Origin of the sequence: Pseudomonas pohangensis (genome assembly GCF_900105995.1) — a bacterium.
Taxonomy (GTDB): domain Bacteria; phylum Pseudomonadota; class Gammaproteobacteria; order Pseudomonadales; family Pseudomonadaceae; genus Aquipseudomonas; species Aquipseudomonas pohangensis.
Genome location: NZ_LT629785.1, coordinates 3,565,157 through 3,587,771 on the forward strand (window position 1 = coordinate 3,565,157; position 22,615 = coordinate 3,587,771).

General features: G+C 61.1%; 20 protein-coding genes. 12 read left to right on the forward strand and 8 right to left on the reverse strand.

The window, feature by feature from the left end; genetic code table 11:
• From recF to BLT89_RS16565, 5 genes are all read left to right on the forward strand, one after another.
• Entirely contained in the window at nt 1–1,101 is a 1,101-nt protein-coding gene (gene recF, locus BLT89_RS16545; RefSeq protein WP_090197997.1) for a DNA replication/repair protein RecF, read from the forward strand.
• Between the two features lie 3 nt (nt 1,102–1,104).
• Complete coding sequence (gene gyrB / locus BLT89_RS16550) at nt 1,105–3,522, forward strand: DNA topoisomerase (ATP-hydrolyzing) subunit B (protein ID WP_090198000.1); 2,418 nt, start codon at nt 1,105–1,107, stop codon at nt 3,520–3,522.
• A 4-nt stretch (nt 3,523–3,526) separates the two neighbouring features.
• Entirely contained in the window at nt 3,527–4,435 is a 909-nt protein-coding gene (locus tag BLT89_RS16555; RefSeq protein ID WP_172829144.1) for a winged helix-turn-helix transcriptional regulator, read from the forward strand.
• 70 nt (nt 4,436–4,505) lie between these two features.
• A complete protein-coding gene (locus BLT89_RS16560) occupies nt 4,506–5,927 on the forward strand; it encodes a carotenoid oxygenase family protein (RefSeq protein WP_197673521.1) in 1,422 nt (473 codons plus the stop codon).
• Complete coding sequence (locus tag BLT89_RS16565) at nt 5,924–7,153, forward strand: acetyl-CoA acetyltransferase (RefSeq protein ID WP_090198005.1); 1,230 nt, start codon at nt 5,924–5,926, stop codon at nt 7,151–7,153. Before BLT89_RS16560 ends, BLT89_RS16565 begins: the two co-directional genes overlap by 4 nt.
• Before the next feature lie 28 nt (nt 7,154–7,181).
• On the opposite strand, the gene BLT89_RS16570 is transcribed toward BLT89_RS16565, so the two are convergent.
• The 4 genes from BLT89_RS16570 to glyQ are packed head-to-tail and all read right to left on the reverse strand — an operon-like array spanning nt 7,182 to nt 11,520.
• A complete protein-coding gene (locus BLT89_RS16570; protein ID WP_090198008.1) occupies nt 7,182–7,955 on the reverse strand; it encodes a lysophospholipid acyltransferase family protein in 774 nt (257 codons plus the stop codon).
• 12 nt (nt 7,956–7,967) lie between these two features.
• Nucleotides 7,968–8,504: a D-glycero-beta-D-manno-heptose 1,7-bisphosphate 7-phosphatase gene (gmhB, locus tag BLT89_RS16575; RefSeq protein WP_172829174.1), complete on the reverse strand. Its 537-nt coding sequence runs from the start codon at nt 8,502–8,504 to the stop codon at nt 7,968–7,970.
• A gap of 14 nt (nt 8,505–8,518) precedes the next feature.
• Nucleotides 8,519–10,573 carry a glycine--tRNA ligase subunit beta gene (gene glyS / locus BLT89_RS16580; protein ID WP_090198013.1) on the reverse strand — a complete coding sequence of 685 codons (2,055 nt, stop codon included), beginning with the start codon at nt 10,571–10,573 and terminating at the stop codon, nt 8,519–8,521.
• Nucleotides 10,573–11,520, reverse strand: coding sequence for a glycine--tRNA ligase subunit alpha (glyQ, locus tag BLT89_RS16585; protein ID WP_090198015.1), 948 nt, complete (start codon nt 11,518–11,520; stop codon nt 10,573–10,575). The genes glyS and glyQ overlap by 1 nt, the downstream gene beginning before the upstream one ends.
• Nucleotides 11,521–11,601: 81 nt before the next feature.
• On the opposite strand from glyQ, the gene BLT89_RS16590 reads away from it, so the two are divergent.
• Nucleotides 11,602–12,156: a DNA-3-methyladenine glycosylase I gene (locus tag BLT89_RS16590; RefSeq protein WP_090198018.1), complete on the forward strand. Its 555-nt coding sequence runs from the start codon at nt 11,602–11,604 to the stop codon at nt 12,154–12,156.
• 81 nt (nt 12,157–12,237) lie between these two features.
• Complete coding sequence (locus tag BLT89_RS16595) at nt 12,238–13,125, forward strand: lysophospholipid acyltransferase (protein ID WP_090198020.1); 888 nt, start codon at nt 12,238–12,240, stop codon at nt 13,123–13,125.
• Between the two features lie 30 nt (nt 13,126–13,155).
• Here the strand turns inward: BLT89_RS16595 and trkA are convergent, their stop codons facing one another.
• The 4 genes from trkA to def all read right to left on the reverse strand — a co-directional run bounded on the left by trkA (nt 13,156) and on the right by def (nt 17,456).
• The gene (gene trkA / locus BLT89_RS16600; protein WP_090198021.1) at nt 13,156–14,529 is read right to left on the reverse strand and encodes a Trk system potassium transporter TrkA; all 1,374 of its coding nucleotides are present in this window, start codon (nt 14,527–14,529) and stop codon (nt 13,156–13,158) included.
• A gap of 23 nt (nt 14,530–14,552) precedes the next feature.
• Entirely contained in the window at nt 14,553–15,905 is a 1,353-nt protein-coding gene (gene rsmB, locus BLT89_RS16605; protein ID WP_090198024.1) for a 16S rRNA (cytosine(967)-C(5))-methyltransferase RsmB, read from the reverse strand.
• Nucleotides 15,902–16,846, reverse strand: a complete 945-nt coding sequence (gene fmt, locus BLT89_RS16610) for a methionyl-tRNA formyltransferase (RefSeq protein ID WP_090198027.1) — start codon at nt 16,844–16,846, stop codon at nt 15,902–15,904. The genes rsmB and fmt overlap by 4 nt, the downstream gene beginning before the upstream one ends.
• A 103-nt stretch (nt 16,847–16,949) precedes the next feature.
• Nucleotides 16,950–17,456 carry a peptide deformylase gene (def, locus tag BLT89_RS16615; protein ID WP_090198030.1) on the reverse strand — a complete coding sequence of 169 codons (507 nt, stop codon included), beginning with the start codon at nt 17,454–17,456 and terminating at the stop codon, nt 16,950–16,952.
• Between the two features lie 146 nt (nt 17,457–17,602).
• On the opposite strand from def, the gene BLT89_RS16620 reads away from it, so the two are divergent.
• The 5 genes from BLT89_RS16620 (at nt 17,603) to aroE (ending at nt 22,303) form a co-directional block, all read left to right on the forward strand.
• Entirely contained in the window at nt 17,603–18,628 is a 1,026-nt protein-coding gene (locus BLT89_RS16620; protein WP_090198032.1) for a LysM peptidoglycan-binding domain-containing protein, read from the forward strand.
• Nucleotides 18,629–18,693: 65 nt separating this feature from the next.
• On the forward strand, nt 18,694–19,788 hold the full coding sequence (gene dprA, locus BLT89_RS16625) for a DNA-processing protein DprA (protein ID WP_090198035.1): 1,095 nt from the start codon (nt 18,694–18,696) through the stop codon (nt 19,786–19,788).
• Between the two features lie 38 nt (nt 19,789–19,826).
• On the forward strand, nt 19,827–20,384 hold the full coding sequence (locus BLT89_RS16630; RefSeq protein ID WP_090199170.1) for an L-threonylcarbamoyladenylate synthase: 558 nt from the start codon (nt 19,827–19,829) through the stop codon (nt 20,382–20,384).
• 111 nt (nt 20,385–20,495) lie between these two features.
• Nucleotides 20,496–21,410, forward strand: a complete 915-nt coding sequence (gene hemF, locus BLT89_RS16635; RefSeq protein WP_090199172.1) for an oxygen-dependent coproporphyrinogen oxidase — start codon at nt 20,496–20,498, stop codon at nt 21,408–21,410.
• 62 nt (nt 21,411–21,472) lie between these two features.
• The gene (gene aroE / locus BLT89_RS16640; protein WP_090198038.1) at nt 21,473–22,303 is read left to right on the forward strand and encodes a shikimate dehydrogenase; all 831 of its coding nucleotides are present in this window, start codon (nt 21,473–21,475) and stop codon (nt 22,301–22,303) included.
• Nucleotides 22,304–22,615: the final 312 nt, after the last annotated feature.

Here is a 22,615-nt window from a genome sequence, read left to right on the forward strand (position 1 = left end):
GTGTCCCTTCTCCGCTTGAATGTTACCGCGCTGCGCAATTTGCACGCGGTAACCCTTTCCCCCTCTCCGCGCATCAATATTCTTTCCGGCGACAACGGAAGCGGCAAGACCAGCCTGCTTGAGGCTGTGTATCTTCTCGGCCTGGCGCGCTCTTTCCGCAGTACCCGATTGCAGCCGGTCATTCAGCATGAACAGGATGCGCTGGTAGTTTTCGGCGAGCTGGCTACTTCCACGGGTTCGCGCAATCTCGGTATCACCCGTAATCGTCAGGGCGTGTTCCAGATTCGTATTGACGGGCAAACGGCCCGTAGCGCTGCACAGCTGGCGCAAGCGCTGCCATTGCAGCTGATTAACCCTGACAGTTTTCGTCTGCTTGAAGGCAGTCCGCGCATACGCCGGCAATTTCTCGACTGGGGTGTGTTCCACGTGGAACCTCGCTTTTTACATGCCTGGCAGCGCTTGCAGCGGGCCTTGCGTCAACGTAACTCGTGGTTGCGCCATGGTACAATCGACGCTGCTGCAGAGGCCGTCTGGGCTCGCGAGCTGATTCTTGCCAGCGATGAAATTGATAGTTATCGGCGCAGTTACATCCAGGCCTTGAAGCCGCTATTTGAAGCGACTTTGGGCAAGTTGTTACCACTGCCGGAACTTACTCTGAGTTATAACCGCGGCTGGGATAAGGACCGTGATCTGACTGAAGTTCTCCGTACATCCTTTGCGCGAGATCAGCAGTTGGGCCATACCCAGGCAGGTCCGCAGCGTGCCGATCTAAGAATCAGGATGGGGGCATTTAACGCGATTGACGTTTTGTCGCGCGGACAACAGAAACTGGTTGTTTGTGCGCTGAAGATTGCCCAGGGGCATCTGATCAATCAGTACCGTACCGGCGAGTGCATTTATCTGGTGGATGACTTGCCGTCCGAACTGGATGAGCAACACCGACAGGCACTGTGCAGTTTGTTGGAAGAGTTGAATTGCCAGGTTTTTATAACCTGTGTTGAAAGCAGAATATTAAGGGAGTGCTGGCACAGCGAAACGCCAGTTGCCATGTTCCACGTGGAACATGGCGGTATTACCCAGACCCACGATTACCGGGAGTAAGGCATGAGCGAAAACAATACATATGACTCCAATAGCATCAAGGTGCTGAAGGGCCTGGATGCCGTGCGCAAGCGCCCCGGTATGTACATTGGCGACACCGATGACGGCAGTGGGCTGCACCACATGGTATTCGAGGTCGTTGATAACTCTATTGATGAAGCTCTGGCCGGCCATTGCAGTGATATCAGCATCACCATCCATACCGACGAATCAATCACCGTGCGTGACAACGGCCGTGGTATCCCGGTGGATATTCACAAGGAAGAAGGCGTTTCCGCTGCCGAAGTGATCATGACCGTACTACACGCGGGCGGTAAGTTCGATGACAACTCCTACAAGGTCTCCGGTGGTTTGCACGGTGTTGGGGTTTCTGTGGTCAACGCGCTGTCGGAATTGCTGCTACTGACCGTACGGCGTAGCGGGCATATCTGGGAGCAGACCTATGTACATGGTGTGCCGCAGGAGCCGATGCGTATCGTCGGTGATACCGATACCAGCGGTACCCAGATTCACTTCAAGCCTTCAGCCGATACTTTCCAGAACATCCACTTCAGCTGGGACATTCTGGCCAAGCGGTTGCGCGAGTTGTCTTTTCTGAACTCCGGTGTCGGCATTGTTCTCAAGGATGAGCGCAGCGGCAAAGAGGAACTGTTCAAGTACGAAGGCGGTTTGCGCGCCTTCGTGGAATACCTGAACACCAACAAGACGGCAGTAAACCAGGTGTTCCATTTCAGTGTTCAGCGCGATGATGGCGTCGGCGTTGAAGTGGCCTTGCAGTGGAATGACAGCTTCAATGAAAACCTGCTGTGCTTCACCAACAACATTCCGCAACGCGATGGTGGTACTCACCTGGCGGGGTTCCGCTCGGCACTGACACGAAACCTGAACACCTATATCGAGCAGGAAGGCCTGGGCAAAAAAGACAAGGTGGCGACCACCGGTGATGATGCGCGTGAGGGCCTGACTGCAATCATTTCGGTGAAAGTTCCGGACCCGAAATTCAGTTCGCAAACCAAAGACAAGCTGGTTTCTTCCGAAGTGAAGACGGCTGTTGAGCAGGAAATGGGTAAATACTTCGCCGATTATCTGCTGGAAAATCCGGCGGAAGCCAAGGCTGTGGTCGGCAAGATGATCGACGCCGCGCGTGCCCGCGAAGCTGCACGCAAGGCTCGTGAAATGACCCGCCGCAAGGGCGCGCTGGATATCGCCGGGCTGCCCGGCAAGCTGGCTGACTGCCAGGAAAAGGACCCTGCCCTGTCCGAACTGTATATCGTGGAAGGGGACTCCGCGGGCGGCTCTGCCAAGCAGGGGCGCAACCGCAGGACGCAGGCGATACTGCCGCTCAAGGGCAAGATTCTCAACGTAGAGAAAGCCCGTTTTGACAAGATGATCTCATCCCAGGAAGTGGGCACGCTGATTACTGCGCTGGGTTGCGGTATCGGTCGTGACGAGTACAACATCGAGAAATTGCGCTACCACAACATCATCATCATGACTGATGCCGACGTGGACGGCTCGCACATCCGTACCCTGCTGTTGACGTTCTTCTTCCGCCAGTTGCCGGAGCTGGTCGAGCGCGGCTACATCTATATTGCCCAGCCGCCGTTGTACAAGGTGAAAAAAGGCAAGCAGGAGCAGTACATCAAGGACGACGATGCCATGGATGAGTACATGACCCAGTCGGCACTTGAAGATGCCAGCTTGCATGTCAACGAGAATGCTCCGGGGCTCTCCGGTCTGGCTCTGGAAACTCTGGTCAACGACTACCGTCTGGTGATGAAGACACTCAAACGCCTGTCACGCATCTATCCGATGGAGTTGACCGAGCACTTCGTCTACCTGCCGCGGGTAAGTGTCGAGCAGCTGGCCGATCAGGCCGCGATGCAAGCCTGGCTTGAGCAGTATGAGGCACGCCTGCGTCTGGTCGAGAAATCCGGCCTGGTCTACAAGGCCAGCCTGCGTGAAGACCGCGAGCGTCATCTGTGGCTGCCGGAAGTGGAATTGATTTCCCATGGCCTGTCCAACTACATCACCTTCAACCGTGACTTCTTCGCCAGCAATGACTACAAGACGGTCACCACACTGGGCGATCAACTCAATAGCCTGTTGGAAGAAGGCGCTTACGTTAAGCGCGGTGAGCGCAGGAAAGCCGTTGTCACCTTCAAGGAGGCATTGGACTGGCTGATGGCGGAAAGTACCAAGCGTCACAGCATCCAGCGCTACAAGGGGCTTGGCGAGATGAACCCGGAACAGCTGTGGGAAACCACCATGGATCCGAATGTAAGGCGCATGCTCAGGGTCACCATTGAAGATGCCATTGCGGCCGACCAGATTTTCAATACCCTGATGGGCGATGCTGTGGAGCCACGCCGCGACTTTATCGAAACCAACGCGCTGGCGGTTTCAAATCTGGACTTCTGAGCAGGTGCCGGTACATCCATCGCGGACGCTGGCGGTCACTGCCCATGTGAATGCCAGCATTGTTCCTGCCGTGCTGGATGTGATCGGCCAGCGTTGGTCACTGGCAATCATCCAGGCGTTGCTGCTGGAAGATAAATCCTTTGGTCAGCTGTTGCAGGTGCTGGATATCCCGCGCAGTACCCTGGCGGCGCGTCTCAAGCATCTGCAGGCCATGCGCTGCCTGCAACCATCTGCTGCGGGTTATGGCCTGTCCGGGGCTGGCCAGTCGTTGTTGGCGATCACCAGTCTGGCCCGCGAGTGGGATCGCGCGGTGTTACCGCTGTCGAAAGCGCCGGAGCTGTTTCATCAGTGCGGCCAGCGCTTGCAGCCGGTTCTGGTTTGCAGTCATTGCGGCCAGGCCATACATGTCCGGGATATCCGGCTGGCTGCACCGGGCGAACCACCACAACTGGGCGACTTGCCCAAGCCCGTGCGCCGCTCACGTGCGGAGTTCTCTGCCGACTGCCCGTTGACTGCGACGGAAATTCTCGCGGATCGCTGGACGGCGATGATTGTGGCGCTGGCTTTCTATGGTGTGCAACGTTACAGCGACCTGCTGCGCCATCTGCACATTGCACCGAATATCCTCGCGGATCGCCTGTTGCGCTTGTGCGCGGGCGGGGTGCTGCTGCGCGACGGACCTGTGTACCGCCTCAGCGAGCGCGGCTTGCAACTGTTTCCGCTGATTGTTGCCCTGATGGCCTGGGGCGATCGCTGGCTGCGAGTAGCCAGCCAGAGTCAGACCAGCCTGCGTCATCAACCCTGTGGCCACTTGCTCGAGCCCGAGTTGCGCTGCGCCTGTTGTGCCGGGCGCGTTGACCTGCAAGGCATCCGGCTTGCCGAGGTTCCCAGCCAGAGCGGAAACAAGGGATAGCAGGAAAACGGCTATTGACTTGCATAGTGAAACCAATAATAGTTTCACTATGCAAGCACAGGAGCCGCTGATGAACGCCATAGTCCAGGAAACCAACCCCTACCTGCTGGGCAGTTATGCCCCCACCGACACACAAGCTGAAGCACCGTTGCAGCTGCTGGCCGGGACTATTCCCACCGATCTGCAGGGTGTCTATGTGCGTAACGGGCCAAACCCGTACCTGCCCGTGGAGGGCAGGCATCACTGGTTCGACGGCGATGGCATGCTGCATGCGGTGAGCTTTGCCAACGGTCAGGCGACCTACCGCAATCGCTGGGTCGAGACCGCCGGGCTGCAACTCGAGCGCAGCACGGGTGAAGCACAATGGCAGGGCATTCGCGAGCCGGTCAGAAAGATGACCCTGGGCAGACCCTACAAGGACACCGCCAATACGGATGTCAAATTCCACAATGGCGCCCTGCTCGCCCTCTGGTATCAGTGCGGAGAACCCTACCGTGTCGATCCGCTGAATCTGCAGACTCTGGGTGTTGATGACTTTGCCGGCAAGCGCTCCACAGCGGTGTCTGCGCACGTAAAAGTCGACGCAAAAACCGGCGAAATGATGTTCTTTGAATACTCGGTACGACCGCCGTACATGCATTACGGGGTAGTCAGTGCAGCCGGCGAGCAACTCAGCCTGATCCCGGTAGAGCTGCCCGGACCAAGGCTGCCGCATGATATGGCGATCACCGAAAACTATTCGATCCTGATGGACCTGCCGGTCTGCGTGGATACCGAAGCCCTGCAGCGCGGGCGCTGGCGCAGTGTCTACCGCCCGGAGCTGGGTTCGCGCTTTGCCATCATTCCACGCCACGGCAAGGTCGGGGATATCCGCTGGTTCAGCGCCTCGCCGTGCTACATCTACCATGTGATCAATGCTTGGGAAGAGGCTGACGAGCTGGTCATGGTGGCGCACAAGGTGGCCAATCCGGTGGCCAACAGCGAGCAAAGTTCGGCCTCGGAATTCGAGCGCATGTTGCAGAATCTGCAGATGAATGCCGAAGTGTGGGAATGGCGCTTCAATCTGCAAACAGGCGAAACCAGCGAGCGCTGTCTGGACAAGGTCAATGCCGAGTTCCCCAGTACCAACCCGCGTGAGCAGGGTTATCCAACCCGTTATGGTTACGCGGTCACCATCGGCCCCATCCCTACCCTGCGCTTTGACGGTATTCGCAAATACGACTTTGCGACCGGCAAGCATCAGGAAGTGCGCTTTGGCGAAGGCATCTACGGCAGTGAGAGTCCGTTCGCGCCGAGTTCACAAGCCGAGAAAGAGGACGACGGCTACCTGCTCAGCTTCATCCAGGACGAGACCAACAATCGCTCCGAGCTGTGGATCTATGATGCGCGCGACCTGCAGGCTGGCCCGTGTGCCAGACTGGCAATTCCGCATCGGGTGCCACTGGGCTTTCATGCCTGCTGGGTCGAGGGCAAGGATCTGAAAACAGCATGAGCCGTCAGGTAATGATTCTGGGTGGCGCGCAAAGTGACTTTGCCCGCCACTGGCAGCGCGAAGGCAGCGATCTGGCGGCAGAGATGCAGCGGGTAGTCCAGCAGGGCTTGCAGGCCTGTGCTTTGCCTGCCGCGCAGGTGCAGGCTGCGCATGTGGGTAATTTTGCCGCAGAGCTGTTCTGTCATCAGGGCCTGCTGGGTGGCCTGCTGGCACGCTGTGAGCCGAGCTGGAACGAGCTGCCGATCATGCGCCATGAGGCGGCCTGTGCTTCCGGGAGCATGGCCATCCTCGCCGCCATGGCGACCATCGAATCGGGTCGCGCTGAGTGTGTCTGCGTGCTGGGCATCGAGCAGATGCGCAATGTCTCCGGCGAGCAGGCCGCAGCGAATCTGGGCACTGCCGCCTGGCACGGCCATGAAGCGCAAGACGCAAAGTATCTGTGGCCGTACATGTTCGAGCAGATTCGTCAGCGTTATGCCGAGCAGCACGGGCTGGACAGCATTTACCTGCAGCGGATTGCCGAAATCAATCTGGGCAATGCCCGGCGTAATCCACTGGCACAGACGCGCGACTGGCAATTGCAGGCCGAACATTTTGCCGCGAATGACGAGTTCAATCCGCGGGTTGAAGGCGAACTGCGGCGGCGTGACTGTGCACAGATCAGCGATGGCTGTGCGGTGGTGTTCCTGTGTTCGGCCGAATTTGCCCGCCAGCATGCCCAGCGCCTGGGACGCCAGGCCGGATATCCGGCAATTCTCGGTTGGGGCCAGCGCAGCTCACCCTTGCCACTGGCGGAGAAATTGCCGCCGGCCAGTGCACCGGGGCTGATGTTCCCGCATCTGCAGAGTACCATCGGCGATGCGCTGCAACGCGCCGGGCTGCAGGATGCCTGGCAGCTGGATGTGATCGAAACCCATGACTGTTTCACCATCAGCGAATATCTGGCGCTAGAGCACTTCGGCCTGGCGCCGGCCGGCAAGGGCTGGCAGCGCATCGAAGACGGCAGCATCGAGCTGGGCGGGCGGCTGCCGGTCAATCCCGGTGGAGGTTTGATTGGCGGTGGGCACCCGGTGGGAGCGACCGGGGTGCGCATGTTGCTGGATGCCTGGCGTCAGGTCGAAGGCAAGGCTGGCGATTATCAGGTTGAAGGTGCGCGACGAGCTGCCTGCCTGAACATCGGCGGCAGTTTCAGTGCGGTGGCCAGCTTTGTGGTGGGGCAGAACTGAGTCGGTCTGAACGTCAGCGAGCGGTAACTCAAGCGTCAGTTTGCCCTGTAGCCAGCGGCGCATCGGCCGCCAGGGCACCGATCTCGATCTGCTGCTGGCGTACCCATTCGTAGGCACGATCATTCAATGCTGCAACCGCACGAGGGCCGCTGCCTTCCGCATACATCGGCGGACCGATGACAATCTGGATGGTGCCCGGGTGTTTCAGCCAGCCATCGCGCGGCCAGCACTTGCCGGCATTGTGCGCGATCGGCAGTACCGGCAACCCTGCATTGACCGCCAGCGCAGCGCCACCGCGGGAGAACTTGCCCATCTGGCCATAGGGAACGCGGGTGCCTTCGGGAAAGATCAGCACCCACAGCCCGGCCTTGAGGCGCTCGTCACCCTGTGTTGCCAGTTGCTTGAGAGCTGCCTTGGGATTGCCGCGATTGATGGCGATCGGTTTGAGCAGGGCCATCGACCAGCCCCAGAAGGGCACGCGCAGCAACTCGCGCTTGATCACCTGGCTGAGGGGGGAAAACAGGGCCGAAAAATAGAAGGTTTCCCAGGTGCTCTGGTGTTTGGCCAGAATTACGCAGGGCTGGTCCGGAATATTCTCCCGACCGATCAGTTCGTAGTTCACGCCGGCCACCCAGCGCGCCAGCCAGACAGCCTGCCAGGCCCAGGCCTGATTGATCAGCCGGTAACGCAGGTTGAACGGCAACAGCAGGCCGACAAGCATGCCGAAAGAACTCCACAGCACCGTCATCAAGGCAAGCAGCAGGTAGAAAACAAGGGTTCTGACTGGCTGTACAAGCGACATGGAAGAGGTCCTTCAGGCAAGCAATTGAGCGGCAACTGCCGCCAGATCTTCGAATACCAGGGTGTTGGTGGGCAAGGGGCTGGCCAGCGTGCGCTCGCCCTTGCCGGTTTTTACCAGCACCGGTTGACAGCCGACGGCCAGCGCCGCCTTCAGGTCACCCTGACTATCCCCTACAAACCATACACCCTTGAGGCTTGTGCGGTAGTGTTCGGCGATCTCGCGCAACATGCCGGGTTCCGGCTTGCGGCAACTGCAGGCGTCATCCGGGCCATGCGGGCAATACACAATCAGCCCGAGCTCGCCGCCCTGCTCTGCCACCAGCTGGCGCAGTTGATGGTGCATGGCCTGCAGTGTGGCTTCATCGTAATAGCCACGGGCCAGCCCGGACTGGTTGGTGGCCACCGCGACCGTCCAGCCCGCCTGACTCAAGCGAGCGATTGCGCTGATCGCACCGGGCAACGGAATCCACTCATCCAGTGACTTGATGTAGTCATCGGAGTCCTGATTGATCACACCGTCGCGGTCAAGAATCAGCAGTTTCATCGGCAGGCTCCGCTAATCACTTAACCGAGCAGCGAAATATCCGCAACGCCGAGGAACAGCCCGCGCAACTTGGCCAGCAGGGCATAACGGTTGGCGCGCACGGCCGGATCTTCGGCATTCACCAGCACTTCCTCGAAGAAGGCATCCACCGGCTCGCGCAAGCCTGCCAGAAGCTCCAGGGCCGCGCGATAACGGCGTTCGGCAGCCAGCGGTTGCACGGCATGGTCGGCTTGCTGGATGGCAGAGTAGAGGCTGAACTCTTTCGGATTGTCGAAGTAATGCGCCTCCACGCTGCTGGCAACAGTGCCATCGGCCTTGCCCAGCAGGTTGGAAACGCGCTTGTTGGCGGCGGCCAGTGCTGCGGCCTCCGGCAACTGGCGGAACAGCTGCACCGCCTGTACCCGCTGATCAAAATCCAGCGGTGCGGTTGGTCCGACTGCACGCACGGACTGGTACACGGCGATGTCCACGCCTTCATCCTCGTAGCGGGCGCGCAGGCGATCAAAGATGAAGTCCAGTACCTGCAGGGCCAGGCCGTCTGCCTTGACCTTGTCGGCATAGAGGTTGATGGCAAATGCCAGCGCTTCGGCCAGATCCAGATCCAGTTTTTTCTCGATCAGGATACGCAGCACACCAAGGGCGGCACGGCGCAAGGCATAGGGGTCCTTGGAGCCGGTCGGCAGCATGCCGATGCCGAAGATGCCGACCAGGGTATCGAGCTTGTCAGCCACGGCGACAGCCGCACCGGTCAGGGTTTTTGGCAGTTCTGCACCTGCCCCGCGCGGCATGTACTGCTCGTTGAGGGCCCGGGCCACGTCATCATGCTCACCATCATGCAGGGCGTAGTAGTAACCGGCGATGCCCTGCATCTCGGGAAACTCGCCAACCATTTCACTGGCCAGGTCGCATTTGCAGAGGATGCCGGCGCGGGCTGCGCGGGTGGTGTCGCCGCCGATGCGTTCGGCAATGAACGCGGCGAGTGCCGAGACCCGCTCGGCCTTGTTGAACACGCTGCCCAGCTGGGCCTGAAACACCACGCTGGCCAGACGCTGGTTGCGCTGCTCCAGTGGCTGGCGTTTGTCCTGCTTGAAGAAGAACTCGGCATCGGTCAGGCGCGGGCGTACCACCTTCTCGTTGCCGGCAACGATTTGCGCCGGGTCCCTGGATTCGATATTGGCCACGGTGATAAAGCGCGGCAGCAGCTTGCCGTTACCATCGAGCAGGCAGAAGTACTTCTGGTTGTCCTGCATGGTGGTGATCAGCGCTTCCTGCGGCACTTCGAGGAAGCGCTCCTCGAAGGAGCACACCAGCGGCACCGGCCATTCGACCAGCGCGCTGACTTCATCCAGCAGTGCCGGCGGGACGATGGCGCTGCCCTGCTCTGCGGCGGCCAGTTCGGCCACGCGCTGGCTGATCAGTTCGCGGCGCTCGGCAAAATCGGCGATCACATAGGCACTGCGCAGGTCTTCGGCATAGCTGGCGGGGCTGGAAATCCGCACTTCATGGTTGGCATGGAAGCGATGGCCACGGGACACCCGGCCAGCCTGCTGGGCGAGGATTTCACAGTCGATCACCTGGTCGCCGAAGAGCATCACCAGCCATTGGCTGGGTCGTACGAATTCGGTCTTGCGGGCACCCCAGCGCATGCGCTTGGGGATCGGCAGGTCATTCAGCGCGGTTTCGACAATCCCCGGCAGCAGGCTGCTGGCGGCTTGTCCGGCTATGGTCTGGCTGAACCTGAGTTTCTGTCCACTCTGGTCGATCTGCGCCAGTTCGACGCCACACTTGCGGGCGAAGCCCAGAGCAGCCTGGGTAGGCTGGCCTTGCTTGTCGAAGGCGGCCTGCAGCGGCGGGCCGTCGAGGTTGAGCGTGCGGTCGGGCTGTTGTGCGGCCAGCTGGCCGACCAGCACCGCCAAGCGACGCGGAGCGGCATACACGCGGGCGCTGGAATATTCCAGACCGGCAGCTTTGAGGCCCTTCTCGATTCCGCCAAGGAAAGCCTCAGCCAGATTTTTCAGTGCTTTGGGTGGCAGCTCTTCGGTGCCGAGTTCAACCAGGAAATCTTCAGTCCGCATTATTCGGCCTCCTTCAACTGGGCCAGTACTTCATCGCGCAATTCGGCGGTGGCCATGGGGAAGCCGAGTTTGGCGCGGGCCAGCAGGTAGCTCTGGGCGATGCTGCGTGACAGCGTACGCACGCGCAGGATGTACTGCTGGCGCGCGGTCACCGAAATGGCGCGGCGGGCATCCAGCAGGTTGAAACTGTGCGAGGCCTTGATCACCATTTCATAGGCCGGCAGCGGCAGTTGCAGCTGCATCAGGCGGTTGGCTTCGGACTCGTAGAAGTCGAACAGTTCGAACAGCTTGTCGATGTTGGCGTGTTCGAAGTTGAAGGTGGACTGCTCCACTTCGTTCTGATGGAACACATCACCATAGGTAACCTTGCCGAACGGGCCGTCGGAGTAGACCAGGTCATACACCGAGTCGACGCCCTGCAGGTACATGGCCAGGCGTTCCAGGCCGTAGGTGATCTCGCCGGTCACCGGGTAGCACTCGACTCCGCCGACCTGCTGGAAGTAGGTGAACTGGGTGACTTCCATGCCATTCAGCCAGACTTCCCAGCCCAGCCCCCAGGCACCGAGGGTCGGTGACTCCCAGTTGTCCTCGACGAAACGGATATCGTGCACCAGGGTGTCGACGCCGATACGCCGCAGAGACTCCAGATACAGGTCCTGGATATTGTCCGGATTGGGCTTGAGCACCACCTGGAACTGGTAGTAATGCTGCAGGCGGTTGGGGTTCTCGCCGTAACGGCCGTCGGCCGGGCGCCGCGAGGGTTGCACGTAGGCGGCGTTCCAGGTTTCCGGGCCGATGGCGCGCAGGAAGGTCGCGGTATGGAAGGTGCCGGCACCCATCTCCATGTCGTAGGGCTGCAGGATCACGCAGCCTTGCTCGGCCCAATAGCTTTGCAGGGCGAGGATCAGTCCTTGGAAGGTGCTAACGTCGGGCGTAGTCTGGGTCACGAATTTCACCGCTGTCGAGGCTTGTGCGTAAAGCCGCGCAGTATACCCGATGAATTCCGCGCAATCCGCATGGAGGGCCTTATGCCACGCTGCTTCTGGTGTACCGATGATCCGTTGTACATCGCTTACCACGATCAGGAGTGGGGGGTGCCGCTACGCGACCCGCAGCGGCTGTTCGAATTGCTGCTGCTGGAAGGCTTTCAGGCCGGTTTGTCGTGGATCACCGTGCTGAAGAAGCGTGCGCGCTACCGCGAGGTGCTGTTCGGCTTCGATGTACAGCGTCTGGCACAGATGAGCGATGCCGAGATCGACGAGCGCTTGCAGGATCCGGGGATCATCCGCAATCGCCTGAAATTGCGTGCGGCACGCCAGAATGCGCGGGCCTGGCTGCAGCTGGAGGATCCGGTGGCACTGCTCTGGTCGTTTGTCGGCGGGCAGCCGCAGGTCAATCATTTTCGCCAGCGTAGCGAGATCCCGACGCAGACCGAACAGGCAGTGGCCATGAGCAAGGCATTGAAAAAAGCCGGCTTTACCTTTGTCGGCCCGACCATCTGTTATGCCTATATGCAGGCCGCCGGCATGGTCATGGACCACACCACCGATTGCGACCGCTATGCAGCGCTGGTATCGGCCTGAACCGTCAGGCCTGCATTTAGCCGTGAAGCGCCGTCCTGCGATTGCGTAGAATGGGCAGGCAAATAAACCGGGAGTGCATTGATGGAAAAGCTCAAAGGCGCGGTGGCAGTCGGATTTCTCCGCCTGTTTGCCTTGTTGCCCTGGCGTGCGGTGCAGGCAGTAGGTGCCGGGCTCGGCTGGCTGATGTGGAAAATCCCCAGCCGCTCACGCGACGTGGTGCATATCAACCTGAGCAAGTGTTTTCCTGAGCTCGGCCCGCAAGCGCTGCAACAGCTGGAGAAGCAGACCCACCGTGACATCGGCAAGTTGCTGGCGGAAAGCGCCTGCGCCTGGATCTGGCCAGCGGATAAAACCCTCAAGCTGATTCGCCAGGTCGAGGGTCTGGAGGTCATGCAGCAGGCCCTGGCCAGCGGCAAGGGCGTGATCGGTATTGCCACGCACATCGGCAACTGGGAAGTGCTCAACCATTACTTCTGCTCGCTGTGCAATCCGATCATTTTCTACCGGCCGCCCAAGCTCAAGGCGCTCGATGAGCTGTTGCAGCAACAGCGCGTCCAGCTCGGCAACCGCGTGGCACCGTCGACCAAGGAAGGTATCCTCAGCGTGATCAAGGAGGTCCGCCGCGGTGGCGTGGTGGGCATTCCGGCCGATCCGGAGCCGGCTCTTTCCAGTGGCTTGTTTGTACCGTTCTGCGGGATTCAGGCGCTTACCAGCAAGTTCGTGCCGGGCATGCTCGCCGGTGGCAAGGCGACCGCCTTCTTCATCAACGGCTTTCGCCTGGAGGATGGCTCCGGCTTCAAGGTGGTCATCGAGGCGGCACCGGAGGCGATGTACAGCGAGGATGTCGAGGTTTCGACGGCGGCCATGAGTGGCATGGTGGAAAAATACGTGCGCGCCTATCCGAGCCAGTACCTGTGGAGCATGAAGCGCTTCAAGAAGCGTCCTGAAGGAGAACCGCGCTGGTATTGATCCGGCGCGGCAGCAGGCTTCAGGTGCGGGTCAGAAGAAGGCCAGGCCGACCTGGAACAACCGCTCGATCTCGCGAATGTATTTCTTGTCCACCAGGAACATGATCACATGGTCACCGGACAGGATCAGCGTGTCATCGTGGGCAATCAGCACTTCATCTTCGCGGATGATGGCGCCGATGGTGGTGCCCGGCGGCAAGCTGATCTGTTCAATCATGCGCCCGACTACCTTGCTCGATTTGGCATCGCCATGGGCGACCACTTCGATGGCCTCGGCAGCACCGCGACGCAGGGAGTGCACGCTGGCGATGTCGCCGCGGCGTACGTGGGTCAGCAGGGTGCCGATCGTGGCCAACTGCGGACTGATGGCGATGTCGATTTCGCCACCCTGCACCAGGTCAACGTAGGCCGGATTGTTGATCAGGGTCATCACCTTCTTCGCACCCAGACGCTTGGCCAGCAGTGACGACATGATGTTGGCTTCATCGTCGTTGGTCAGGGCGAGGAAAATATCGGCGTCGCTGATGTTCTCTTCGACCAGCAGATCGCGATCCGACGAGCTGCCTTGCAGCACCACGGTATTGTTCAGCGACTCCGACAGTGCCCGGCAGCGCGCCGGACTCTTTTCGATGATCTTCACCTGATAGCGGTTTTCGATGGCTTCGGCCAGGCGTTCGCCAATGTTGCCACCGCCGGCAATCACGATGCGTTTGTAGTTTTCATCGAGCCGGCGCAACTCGCCCATGACGGCGCGGATATGCGCCTTGGCGGCAATGAAGAACACCTCGTCATCGGCCTCGATGACCGTGTCGCCCTTGGGCATGATGGCGCGATTGCGGCGGAAGATCGCCGCGACCCGGGTATCCACTTTCGGCATGTGCTCGCGCAGGGCGCGCAAGCCGTGGCCGACCAGCGGACCGCCGTAGTAGGCGCGGACACCGACCAGCTGGGCTTTGCCGTCGGCAAAATCGATAACCTGCAACGCGCCGGGATATTCGATCAGGCGCTTGATGTAGTTGGTTACTACCTGTTCCGGGCTGATCAGCACATCAACCGGAATGGCGTCGTTGTCGAACAGTCCGGCGCGGGTCAGATAGGCGGATTCGCGCACGCGGGCGATCTTGGTCGGGGTGTTGAACAGGGTGTAGGCCACCTGACAGGCGAGCATGTTGGTCTCGTCGCTGCTGGTGACGGCTACCAGCATGTCGGCATCATCCGCACCGGCCTGGCGCAGGATGGTGGGAAACGAGCCGCGACCGACCACCGTGCGGATATCCAGGCGGTCGCCGAGATCGCGCAGGCGATCACCATCGGTATCCACCACGGTAATGTCGTTGGCTTCGCCGGCGAGGTGTTCTGCCAGCGTGCCGCCAACCTGGCCAGCACCGAGAATGATGATCTTCACGGTAGTACTCCTGTAGGGCGGTTTCAGGCCGCCGGCGAATCGGTGGGCGTTGACCCACCCTGTAAGATTTCCGGGCATGCTGCGCTTTTTTGCAGCGCAGCGTAGTAGAACCCGTCGTGACCGTTTATCTGTGGCAGCAACTGCCGTCCATGCGCTTGGGCGATACCGAAGGAGCCTGCAATACCCAGCTCCCGGGCATCCGCGGTACGCGCCAGGAAACGGGCAATATTGTCACTGTTTTCCTCCGGCAGCACGGAGCAGGTGGCGTACAGCAGGATGCCTCCCACTTCCAGCGTAGGCCAGAGCGCATCCAGCAGCTCGCCCTGCAGCTGTGCCAGTGCGCTGATATCCGTTGCTTGCCGGGTGATTTTTATGTCCGGGTGGCGACGGATCACACCGGTCGCCGAGCAGGGCGCATCGAGCAGAATGCGCTGAAAAGGTTGCCCGTCCCACCAGACCTTGGTCGCACGCGCATCACCAGCGAGCAGCTGTGCTGACAGCTGCAGCCGCTGCAGGTTTTCGCGCACACGCTGCAGGCGCTTCTCCTCCAGATCCAGCGCCACCACGCCGGCCAGCTGCGGCTGCAGCTCCAGCAGATGGCAGGTCTTGCCGCCGGGCGCGCAACAGGCGTCGAGCACGCGCTGGCCGGGGGCCAGCTGCAGCAGGCTGGCGGCCAGTTGCGCGGCTTCGTCCTGCACACTGACCCGGCCTTCGGCAAAGCCCGGCAGGCTGGGTACGTCGCAGGCTTCCAGCAGGCGAATGCCTTCCGCGGAAAAGCTGCAGGCCTGTGCCGGGATACCGGCATCGTCCAGTTGTTGCAGATAGGCAGCGCGGCTGATGACGCGCTGGTTGCTGCGCAGGATCAGCGGCGGGTGGGCGTTATTCGCCTGACAGATGCTTTCCCAGTGTTCCGGCCAGGCGGCTTTCAGGGCCTTTTGCAGCCAGCGCGGGTGGGCAGTGCGCACTACCGGGTCGTTTTCCATCTGGCTCAGCAGCGCACTGCCATCGCGCTGTGCGGCACGCAACACGGCATTCAGCAAGCCTCTGGCCCAGGGCTTTTTCAAGCTGGCCGCGCAGGCTACGGTTTCGCTGATGGCGGCGTGCGGCGGGATGCGCGTATAGAACAGCTGATACAGGCCAACCAGCAGCAACGCCTCGACATCCCGGTCTCCGGCTTTCAGCGGCTTTTCCAGCAATCTGTCGAGCAGCAGGCTCAGTCTGGGCTGCCAGCGCGCCGTACCAAAGGCCAGGTCCTGCGTCAGCGCACGATCCCGTGCGGCGACCTTGTCCAGTTGCGCTGGCAGGCTGCTGCCCAGCGAAGCCTTGCGGGCGAGGACGGCGCCAAGGGCGCGGGCAGCGGCAAGCCGGGGATTCACAGATCGAAGCTCCGGCCCACGGCAAATTGCTCCTGACGGCTATTGAGCAGATCAGCGAAGGCCAGCGGTTTGCCGCCGGGAAGCTGCAGCCGGGTCAGGCACAGGGCGCCACTGCCGCAGGCAACGGTGAGGCCCTGTTTGCTGGCCTGCAGAATGGTTCCGGGCGCGCCGGTGCCCTCGCCCGGACAGGCATTGAGCACTTTCAGCGTCTCGCCAGCGAGCAGCGCGTGACTCACCGGCCAGGGGTAGAAGGCACGGATCTGCCGCTCCAGCTCGACGGCCGGGCGCTGCCAGTTGATGCGCGCTTCTTCCTTGTTCAGCTTGTGGGCGTAGGTGGCGAGCGTATCGTCCTGTTGCTGGCCGGCGAGTGTGCCCTGCGCCAGCGGACCGATAGCCTCGGCCATGGCCCGGGCGCCCAGCAAGGCCAGACGGTCATGCAGGCTGGCGGCGTTATCTTCCGCACGGATCGGGGTGGTGACCTTGCGCAGCATGGGGCCGGTATCCAGGCCTGCTTCCATCTGCATCAGGGTGACACCGCTTTGCTCATCGCCGGCCTCGATGGCGCGCTGGATCGGTGCTGCACCACGCCAGCGCGGCAGCAGCGAAGCATGACTGTTGATGCAGCCCAGAGGTGGAATATCCAGCACGGCCTGCGGCAGGATCAGTCCGTAGGCCACCACCAGCAGCAAATCGGGTTGCAGTGCGGCCAGTTCGGCCTGGGCTGCCGGGTCGCGCAAGGTGGCCGGCTGCAAGACCGGGAGTCCGTGCTGTTGCGCCAGCAGCTTGACCGGGCTGGGCATCAGTTTGTGGCCACGTCCTGCCGGCCGGTCCGGCTGGGTGTAGACGGCAATCACCGGATGGCCGGCATCCAGCAAAGCCTGCAAGTGGCGGGCGGCAAACTCTGGCGTGCCGGCAAAAACGAGACGCAATGGCTTGGTCATGGATTCTCTTGGGGAGTAGGTTCCGGGCGCGCCGGGCAGAGCTAGGTGATCAGGACCGGTGAACGCTTGAAAGCCCGGCGCCGACGTTCAACGGCGGTTTTGCTCACGCCTGCTGCCGATGCTGCTTTTCCAGTTTCTTCTTGATCCGGTCACGCTTGAGGGTGGAAAGATAGTCGACAAACAGCTTGCCGTTGAGGTGGTCGCATTCATGCTGGATGCATACCGCGAGCAGACCTTCGGCGATCAGCTCGAAGGCCTCGCCGTTGCGATCCAGCGCATTGATCCTGACCTTTTGCGGGCGTTCGACGTTCTCGTAGAAGCCGGGAACCGACAGGCAGCCTTCCTGATACTGCTCCAGCTCGTCAGTCAGTACGGTAAATTCCGGGTTGATGAAAACCAGCGGCTCGCTGTTGTCTTCGCTGAGATCCATCACCACCAGGCGTTTGTGTACATTCACCTGACTGGCCGCAAGTCCGATACCCGGTGCGGCATACATGGTCTCGAACATGTCGTCGATCAGTTGCCGCAAGGCATCATCCACTACCTCGACCGGCTTGGCTTTGGTCCGCAGTCGGGGGTCAGGAAATTCCAGAATGTTCAAGATTGCCATATGCGTTTGTGATGCACTTGTGGAATAAAGTCAAAAACCGCTGCTAAGATGATGAGCAGCATTGAAAAAACGGTTTGTTTCCGCGACCCCGAAGGGGCACCAAGCGGTCAATCCTCGCTAAGACACATAATAAAGGGATTCACCCCATGAGGAAATCACTACTCGCCCTGCTGCTGCTCACCGCCTGCGGATTGGCTCAGGCTGAAGTGCAGCTCAAGAGCGGCCATCCAGATACCTATACCGTGGTCAAGGGCGATACCTTGTGGGATATCTCCGGGAAGTTCCTGACCCAGCCATGGAAATGGCCGGAAATCTGGCATGCCAACCCGCAGATCGAGAATCCCAACCTGATTTATCCGGGCGACAGATTAAGTCTGGTGTATATCGATGGTCAGCCGCGGCTGAGCCTGGATCGTGGTGCATCCCGCGGCACCATCAAGTTGTCGCCGGGCGTCCGCAGTACTCCCATGGTTGATGCCATTCCACCTATTCCGCTGGAAGCCATTCGCGCCTTCCTGATCAGAAACCGCGTGGTCGACAGCGAAGAGGACTTCAAGCAGGCGCCTTATGTGGTCGCGGGTGAAGGTCAGGGCGTGGTCTATGGCGCCGGCAATACCATCTATGCCCGCGGAGACTTTTCCGCACCGCAGCCAGGCTACCGGATCCTGCGTCAGGGCAAGGTTTACAAGGACCCGGTGACCAACGAGTTCCTCGGCATCAACGCCAACAGTATCGGTGGCGGTGACCTGAAGGCCGTCGAAGGTGAAATAGCCACCCTGTACGTTACCGATACTTCCGAAGAAATCCGCCGTGGTGACCGCCTGTTCCCTTCGCTGGAAGGCGTGATCAACTCCAGCTTCCAGCCCAGCGCGCCGAGCCAGCAGATCGATGGCGAAATCATTGATGTCCCGCGTGGTGTCAACATCGTCGGTGCCATGGACGTGGTCACGCTGAACAAGGGTGCCCGCGACGGTCTGGTTCCCGGCAGCGTGCTGGCGATTTTCAAGACAGGTGAAACTATCCGTGATGTGGAAACCGGCAAGCAGCTGAAGATGCCCGATGAAGAGGCCGGTGTGCTGATGGTTTTTCATGCGTTCGACAAGGTCAGCTACGCGCTGGTGATGCGGGCGCATCGACAACTCAAGGTCGGCGACAAGGTGCATAATCCGTAATACCTGAACCCCCGCCAATGCGGGGGTTTTGCTGCATGCCCTGCCAAGAGATCAAGGATGATCCCATGTCTGCAATTTCTCCCGCCGAACTTGAGGCGCGTCTGCGCCTGCACAGCCTGCCCGATATTGGTCCGCGGCGCTTTCATCGCCTGATTGAAGCTTTTGGTGATGCCGCCTCCGCGATCGCGGCACCTGCTGCGGCCTGGCGCGCACTGGGGCTGCCTGCCGGTTGTGCCGAGCAGCGCCGCAGCGAGTCGATACGGCTGCAGGCCGCCGCGGCCCTGCGCTGGCTTGAGCAGCCCGGCCAGCAGCTGATGATGTGGGATAACCTGGCGTATCCCGGCCTGCTAGCCGAGCTGAACGATGCCCCGCCGTTGTTATTTGTCGCCGGTGCGCCAGGGATTCTCGAGCAGCCACAGCTGGCCATGGTCGGTAGCCGGCGTGCCAGTCGCCCGGGGCTGGATACGGCACAGAGTTTTGCCCGTGCGCTGGCGGCCGGTGGTTTCACCATCACCAGTGGGCTGGCGCTGGGGATCGACGGTGCAGCGCATCAGGGCGCGCTGGATGTATCAGGCAAAACCATTGCTGTGCTGGGGACCGGCCTGCAGCAGATCTATCCTGCCCGGCACGCCGCTCTGGCGCAGCGCATTGTCGAGGGTGGCGGCGCCCTGGTATCCGAGTTGCCACTGGGCAGCGCAGCCCATGCGAGCAATTTTCCACGGCGCAATCGCATCATCAGTGGCTTGTCCCTTGGCGTACTGGTGGTAGAGGCGAGTCCGGCCAGTGGTTCTTTGATCACCGCGCGGCTGGCTGCGGAACAGGGCCGCGAGGTGTACGCCATTCCCGGTTCGATTCATCACCCCGGCGCGCGCGGTTGCCATCAGCTGATCCGTGACGGGGCGACGCTGGTGGAGAGCGTCGAGCACATACTGCAGGCGTTGCGCGGCTGGCAACTCGGTGCAGCAGAACCGCAGTCCGAACCGCGCACGCAACCATTGTCGCCATTGCTCAAGCTGCTGCGCGCCGCGCCACTGACGGCGGAACAGCTTGCGGGCAGTCTGGGCTGGCCGTTGAGCCAAACGCTGGCGGCCTTGACCGAGCTGGAACTGGGCGGACAAGCCTGTTGCGAGTCCGGACTGTGGGTGTTTCGCCGCGCCTGAAGCTTTACACTGCCGGGCATCGCAAGCCGGAGGTGGAAATGGCGAGTCAATGGCAAATAAGCAGGGCGGCGCGCCTGGTGCGTGCTGGCGGAGTAATCGCCTACCCGACCGAGGCGGTGTGGGGTCTGGGTTGTGATCCGTGGAATGCGCTCGCGGTGGAGCGCCTGCTGGCGCTTAAACAGCGCGATCCGGCCAAGGGTCTGATACTGGTGGCCGCGGCCATCGAGCAATTCGACTTTCTGCTGGATGATCTGCCCGAGCGCTGGCTGGATCGTCTGGCCAGTACCTGGCCGGGCCCGCATACCTGGCTGGTCCCGCATCGGCAGAGATTGCCTGGCTGGATCAGCGGTGAACACGACAGTGTGGCCTTGCGCGTCAGCGATCACCCCCTGGTGTGTGAGTTGTGCGCAGCCTGCGGGCCGCTGGTATCGACTTCAGCCAACCCGGCAGGCAGACCGGCTGCACGCAGTCGCTTGCGTGTGCAGCAGTATTTTTCCGCTCAGCTCGATGGCCTGCTGAACGGGCCGCTGGGTGGCCGCAAGAACCCCAGTACGATTCGTGATCTGGCGACGGCAGAGGTGCTGCGGCCTGCCTGAATGGCGGGCTGCAGCCGGCCGGTGCCGGGTGTTAAGGTAGTGCCCTGTCCGTCTGGCGTCGCTCTGTCGGATGCCAATCCTGTACCAATCTGCCTGCTCAAGGGTGAATCCGTGACCGAGCGTATCGAGGCCGTAAAGGCTTATCTGCTGGATCTGCAAGTACGTATCTGTACCGCACTGGAAAATGAAGACGGCCGCGCCAGCTTCGCCGAGGAGAGCTGGCAGCGTCCTGCGGGTGGCGGTGGCCGCACCCGGGTTATTGGCGCTGGTGCGCTGATCGAAAAAGGCGGGGTGAATTTCTCCCATGTGTTTGGTGACTCCCTGCCGCCCTCGGCCAGTGCCCATCGCCCGGAACTGGCCGGGCGTACCTTTCAGGCGCTGGGCGTGTCTCTGGTGATTCATCCGGAAAATCCGCATGTACCGACGTCGCACGCCAATGTGCGGTTCTTCTGTGCGGAAAAACCGGGGGAGGAGCCGGTCTGGTGGTTCGGTGGCGGCTTTGACCTAACGCCCTACTACGCCGTCGAGGAGGATTGCGTACATTGGCATCAGGTGGCGCGTGCGGCTTGCGAACCCTTTGGTCCCGGGGTGTACGGGCGTTACAAGGAGTGGTGTGACCGTTACTTCCACCTCAAGCACCGCGGTGAACCGCGCGGGATTGGCGGATTGTTCTTTGATGACCTCAACGAGTGGGATTTCGACACCTGCTTCGCCTTCATGCGTGCGATTGGCGATGCCTATATCGATGCCTACCTGCCGATCGTGCAGCGCCGCAAGCTGACCCCTTACGGGGAGCGCGAGCGCGAGTTTCAGGCTTTCCGTCGCGGCCGCTATGTCGAGTTCAATCTGGTCTACGACCGCGGCACACTGTTCGGCCTGCAGTCCGGTGGTCGTACCGAATCAATTCTCATGTCATTACCGCCCGTGGTGCGCTGGGGCTATGACTGGAAGCCCGAACCCGCAACCGCGGAAGCGCGCCTGACCGAGTACTTTCTCACCGACCGCGACTGGCTGGGTCTGAACTAGCCATCTGCCCTCGCCCACCCCTGGCGTCGGGCGAGCCACTTCAACCCAGCAAAGGTCAGTCCATGGATCGTTATGGCGTGTTTGGCAACCCGATTGCCCACAGCAAATCACCGCTGATACATCAACTGTTTGCCGAGCAGACCGGACAGGTGCTCAGTTATGAAACCCTGCTGGCGCCGCTGGACAACTTCAGCGGCTTTGCCCGTGCTTTTTTTGCCAGTGGCGGCTGCGGGGCAAACGTCACCGTGCCGTTCAAGCAACAAGCCTTCCGCCTGGCAGACCAGCTCAGCCCCCGCGCCCGCCGGGCCGGTGCGGTAAATACCCTGAAGAAGCTGGAAACTGGTGCCTTGCTGGGCGACAACACGGATGGTGCCGGTCTGGTCCGCGACCTCTCAGGCAATGCAGGAATCCCCTTGCGCGGCCAGCGCATCCTGTTACTCGGTGCTGGCGGTGCCGTGCGCGGGGTGCTTGAGCCCTTGCTGGCAGAGCATCCGGCAGCGCTGGTGATTGCCAATCGCACGGTGGAAAAGGCCGAGCAACTGGCCCATGAGTTTGCTGATCTTGGTCCGGTTGCGGCCAGTGCCTATGACTGGCTGGACGAGCCGGTCGATCTGATCATCAATGGCACGTCAGCCAGTCTCGCCGGAGCGCTGCCACCCCTGGCGGCAAGCCTGGTGCAGCCGGGGCATACCTGTTGTTACGACATGATGTATGGCCGTGAGCCAACCCCGTTCAACCACTGGGCCAGCCAGCTGGGCGCGCGCCAGACGCTGGATGGGCTGGGCATGCTGGTCGAGCAGGCGGCCGAGGCGTTTTTCCTCTGGCGTGCTGTGCGGCCACAGACGGCGCCGGTGCAGGAGCGCTTGCGCCGGCAGTTGCAGGCAAGCGGCTGAGGGTAATCTGCCCTTGGCATGACTTGTGTCTATGTTCGCCCCGCCGGATGAAGGGACAATCGGGAAAGGTGGTTAGCCCCACACGAAATTAGCCAGTCGAGAGATGCCCATGAACGACAAGCAAGCAGAGACCGAAACCAGCAACAGCTCCCCGGCAGTAGCCCCGGCCATGGCAGCACCCCGCAGGGTGCGCCGGGCACCGGCGGCAAAAGCTGCGGCAAACCCTGACGGCGTACTTGGCGGTGCCGAGCTCGAAGCAAAAATGCTCGATGACTCGATAAAGGCGGTCCGCGAAAGGACTGCCGTGGCGGT

Coding starts and splice junctions, on each gene's coding strand:
- gyrB (WP_090198000.1), top strand. CDS start 1,105: ATGAGCGAAAACAATACATATGACTCCAATAGCATCAAGGTGCTGAAG.
- BLT89_RS16560 (WP_197673521.1), top strand. CDS start 4,506: ATGAACGCCATAGTCCAGGAAACCAACCCCTACCTGCTGGGCAGTTAT.
- BLT89_RS16565 (WP_090198005.1), top strand. CDS start 5,924: ATGAGCCGTCAGGTAATGATTCTGGGTGGCGCGCAAAGTGACTTTGCC.
- BLT89_RS16570 (WP_090198008.1), bottom strand. CDS start 7,955: ATGTCGCTTGTACAGCCAGTCAGAACCCTTGTTTTCTACCTGCTGCTT.
- glyS (WP_090198013.1), bottom strand. CDS start 10,573: ATGCGGACTGAAGATTTCCTGGTTGAACTCGGCACCGAAGAGCTGCCA.
- BLT89_RS16590 (WP_090198018.1), top strand. CDS start 11,602: ATGCCACGCTGCTTCTGGTGTACCGATGATCCGTTGTACATCGCTTAC.
- BLT89_RS16595 (WP_090198020.1), top strand. CDS start 12,238: ATGGAAAAGCTCAAAGGCGCGGTGGCAGTCGGATTTCTCCGCCTGTTT.
- fmt (WP_090198027.1), bottom strand. CDS start 16,846: ATGACCAAGCCATTGCGTCTCGTTTTTGCCGGCACGCCAGAGTTTGCC.
- def (WP_090198030.1), bottom strand. CDS start 17,456: ATGGCAATCTTGAACATTCTGGAATTTCCTGACCCCCGACTGCGGACC.
- BLT89_RS16620 (WP_090198032.1), top strand. CDS start 17,603: ATGAGGAAATCACTACTCGCCCTGCTGCTGCTCACCGCCTGCGGATTG.
- dprA (WP_090198035.1), top strand. CDS start 18,694: ATGTCTGCAATTTCTCCCGCCGAACTTGAGGCGCGTCTGCGCCTGCAC.
- BLT89_RS16630 (WP_090199170.1), top strand. CDS start 19,827: ATGGCGAGTCAATGGCAAATAAGCAGGGCGGCGCGCCTGGTGCGTGCT.
- aroE (WP_090198038.1), top strand. CDS start 21,473: ATGGATCGTTATGGCGTGTTTGGCAACCCGATTGCCCACAGCAAATCA.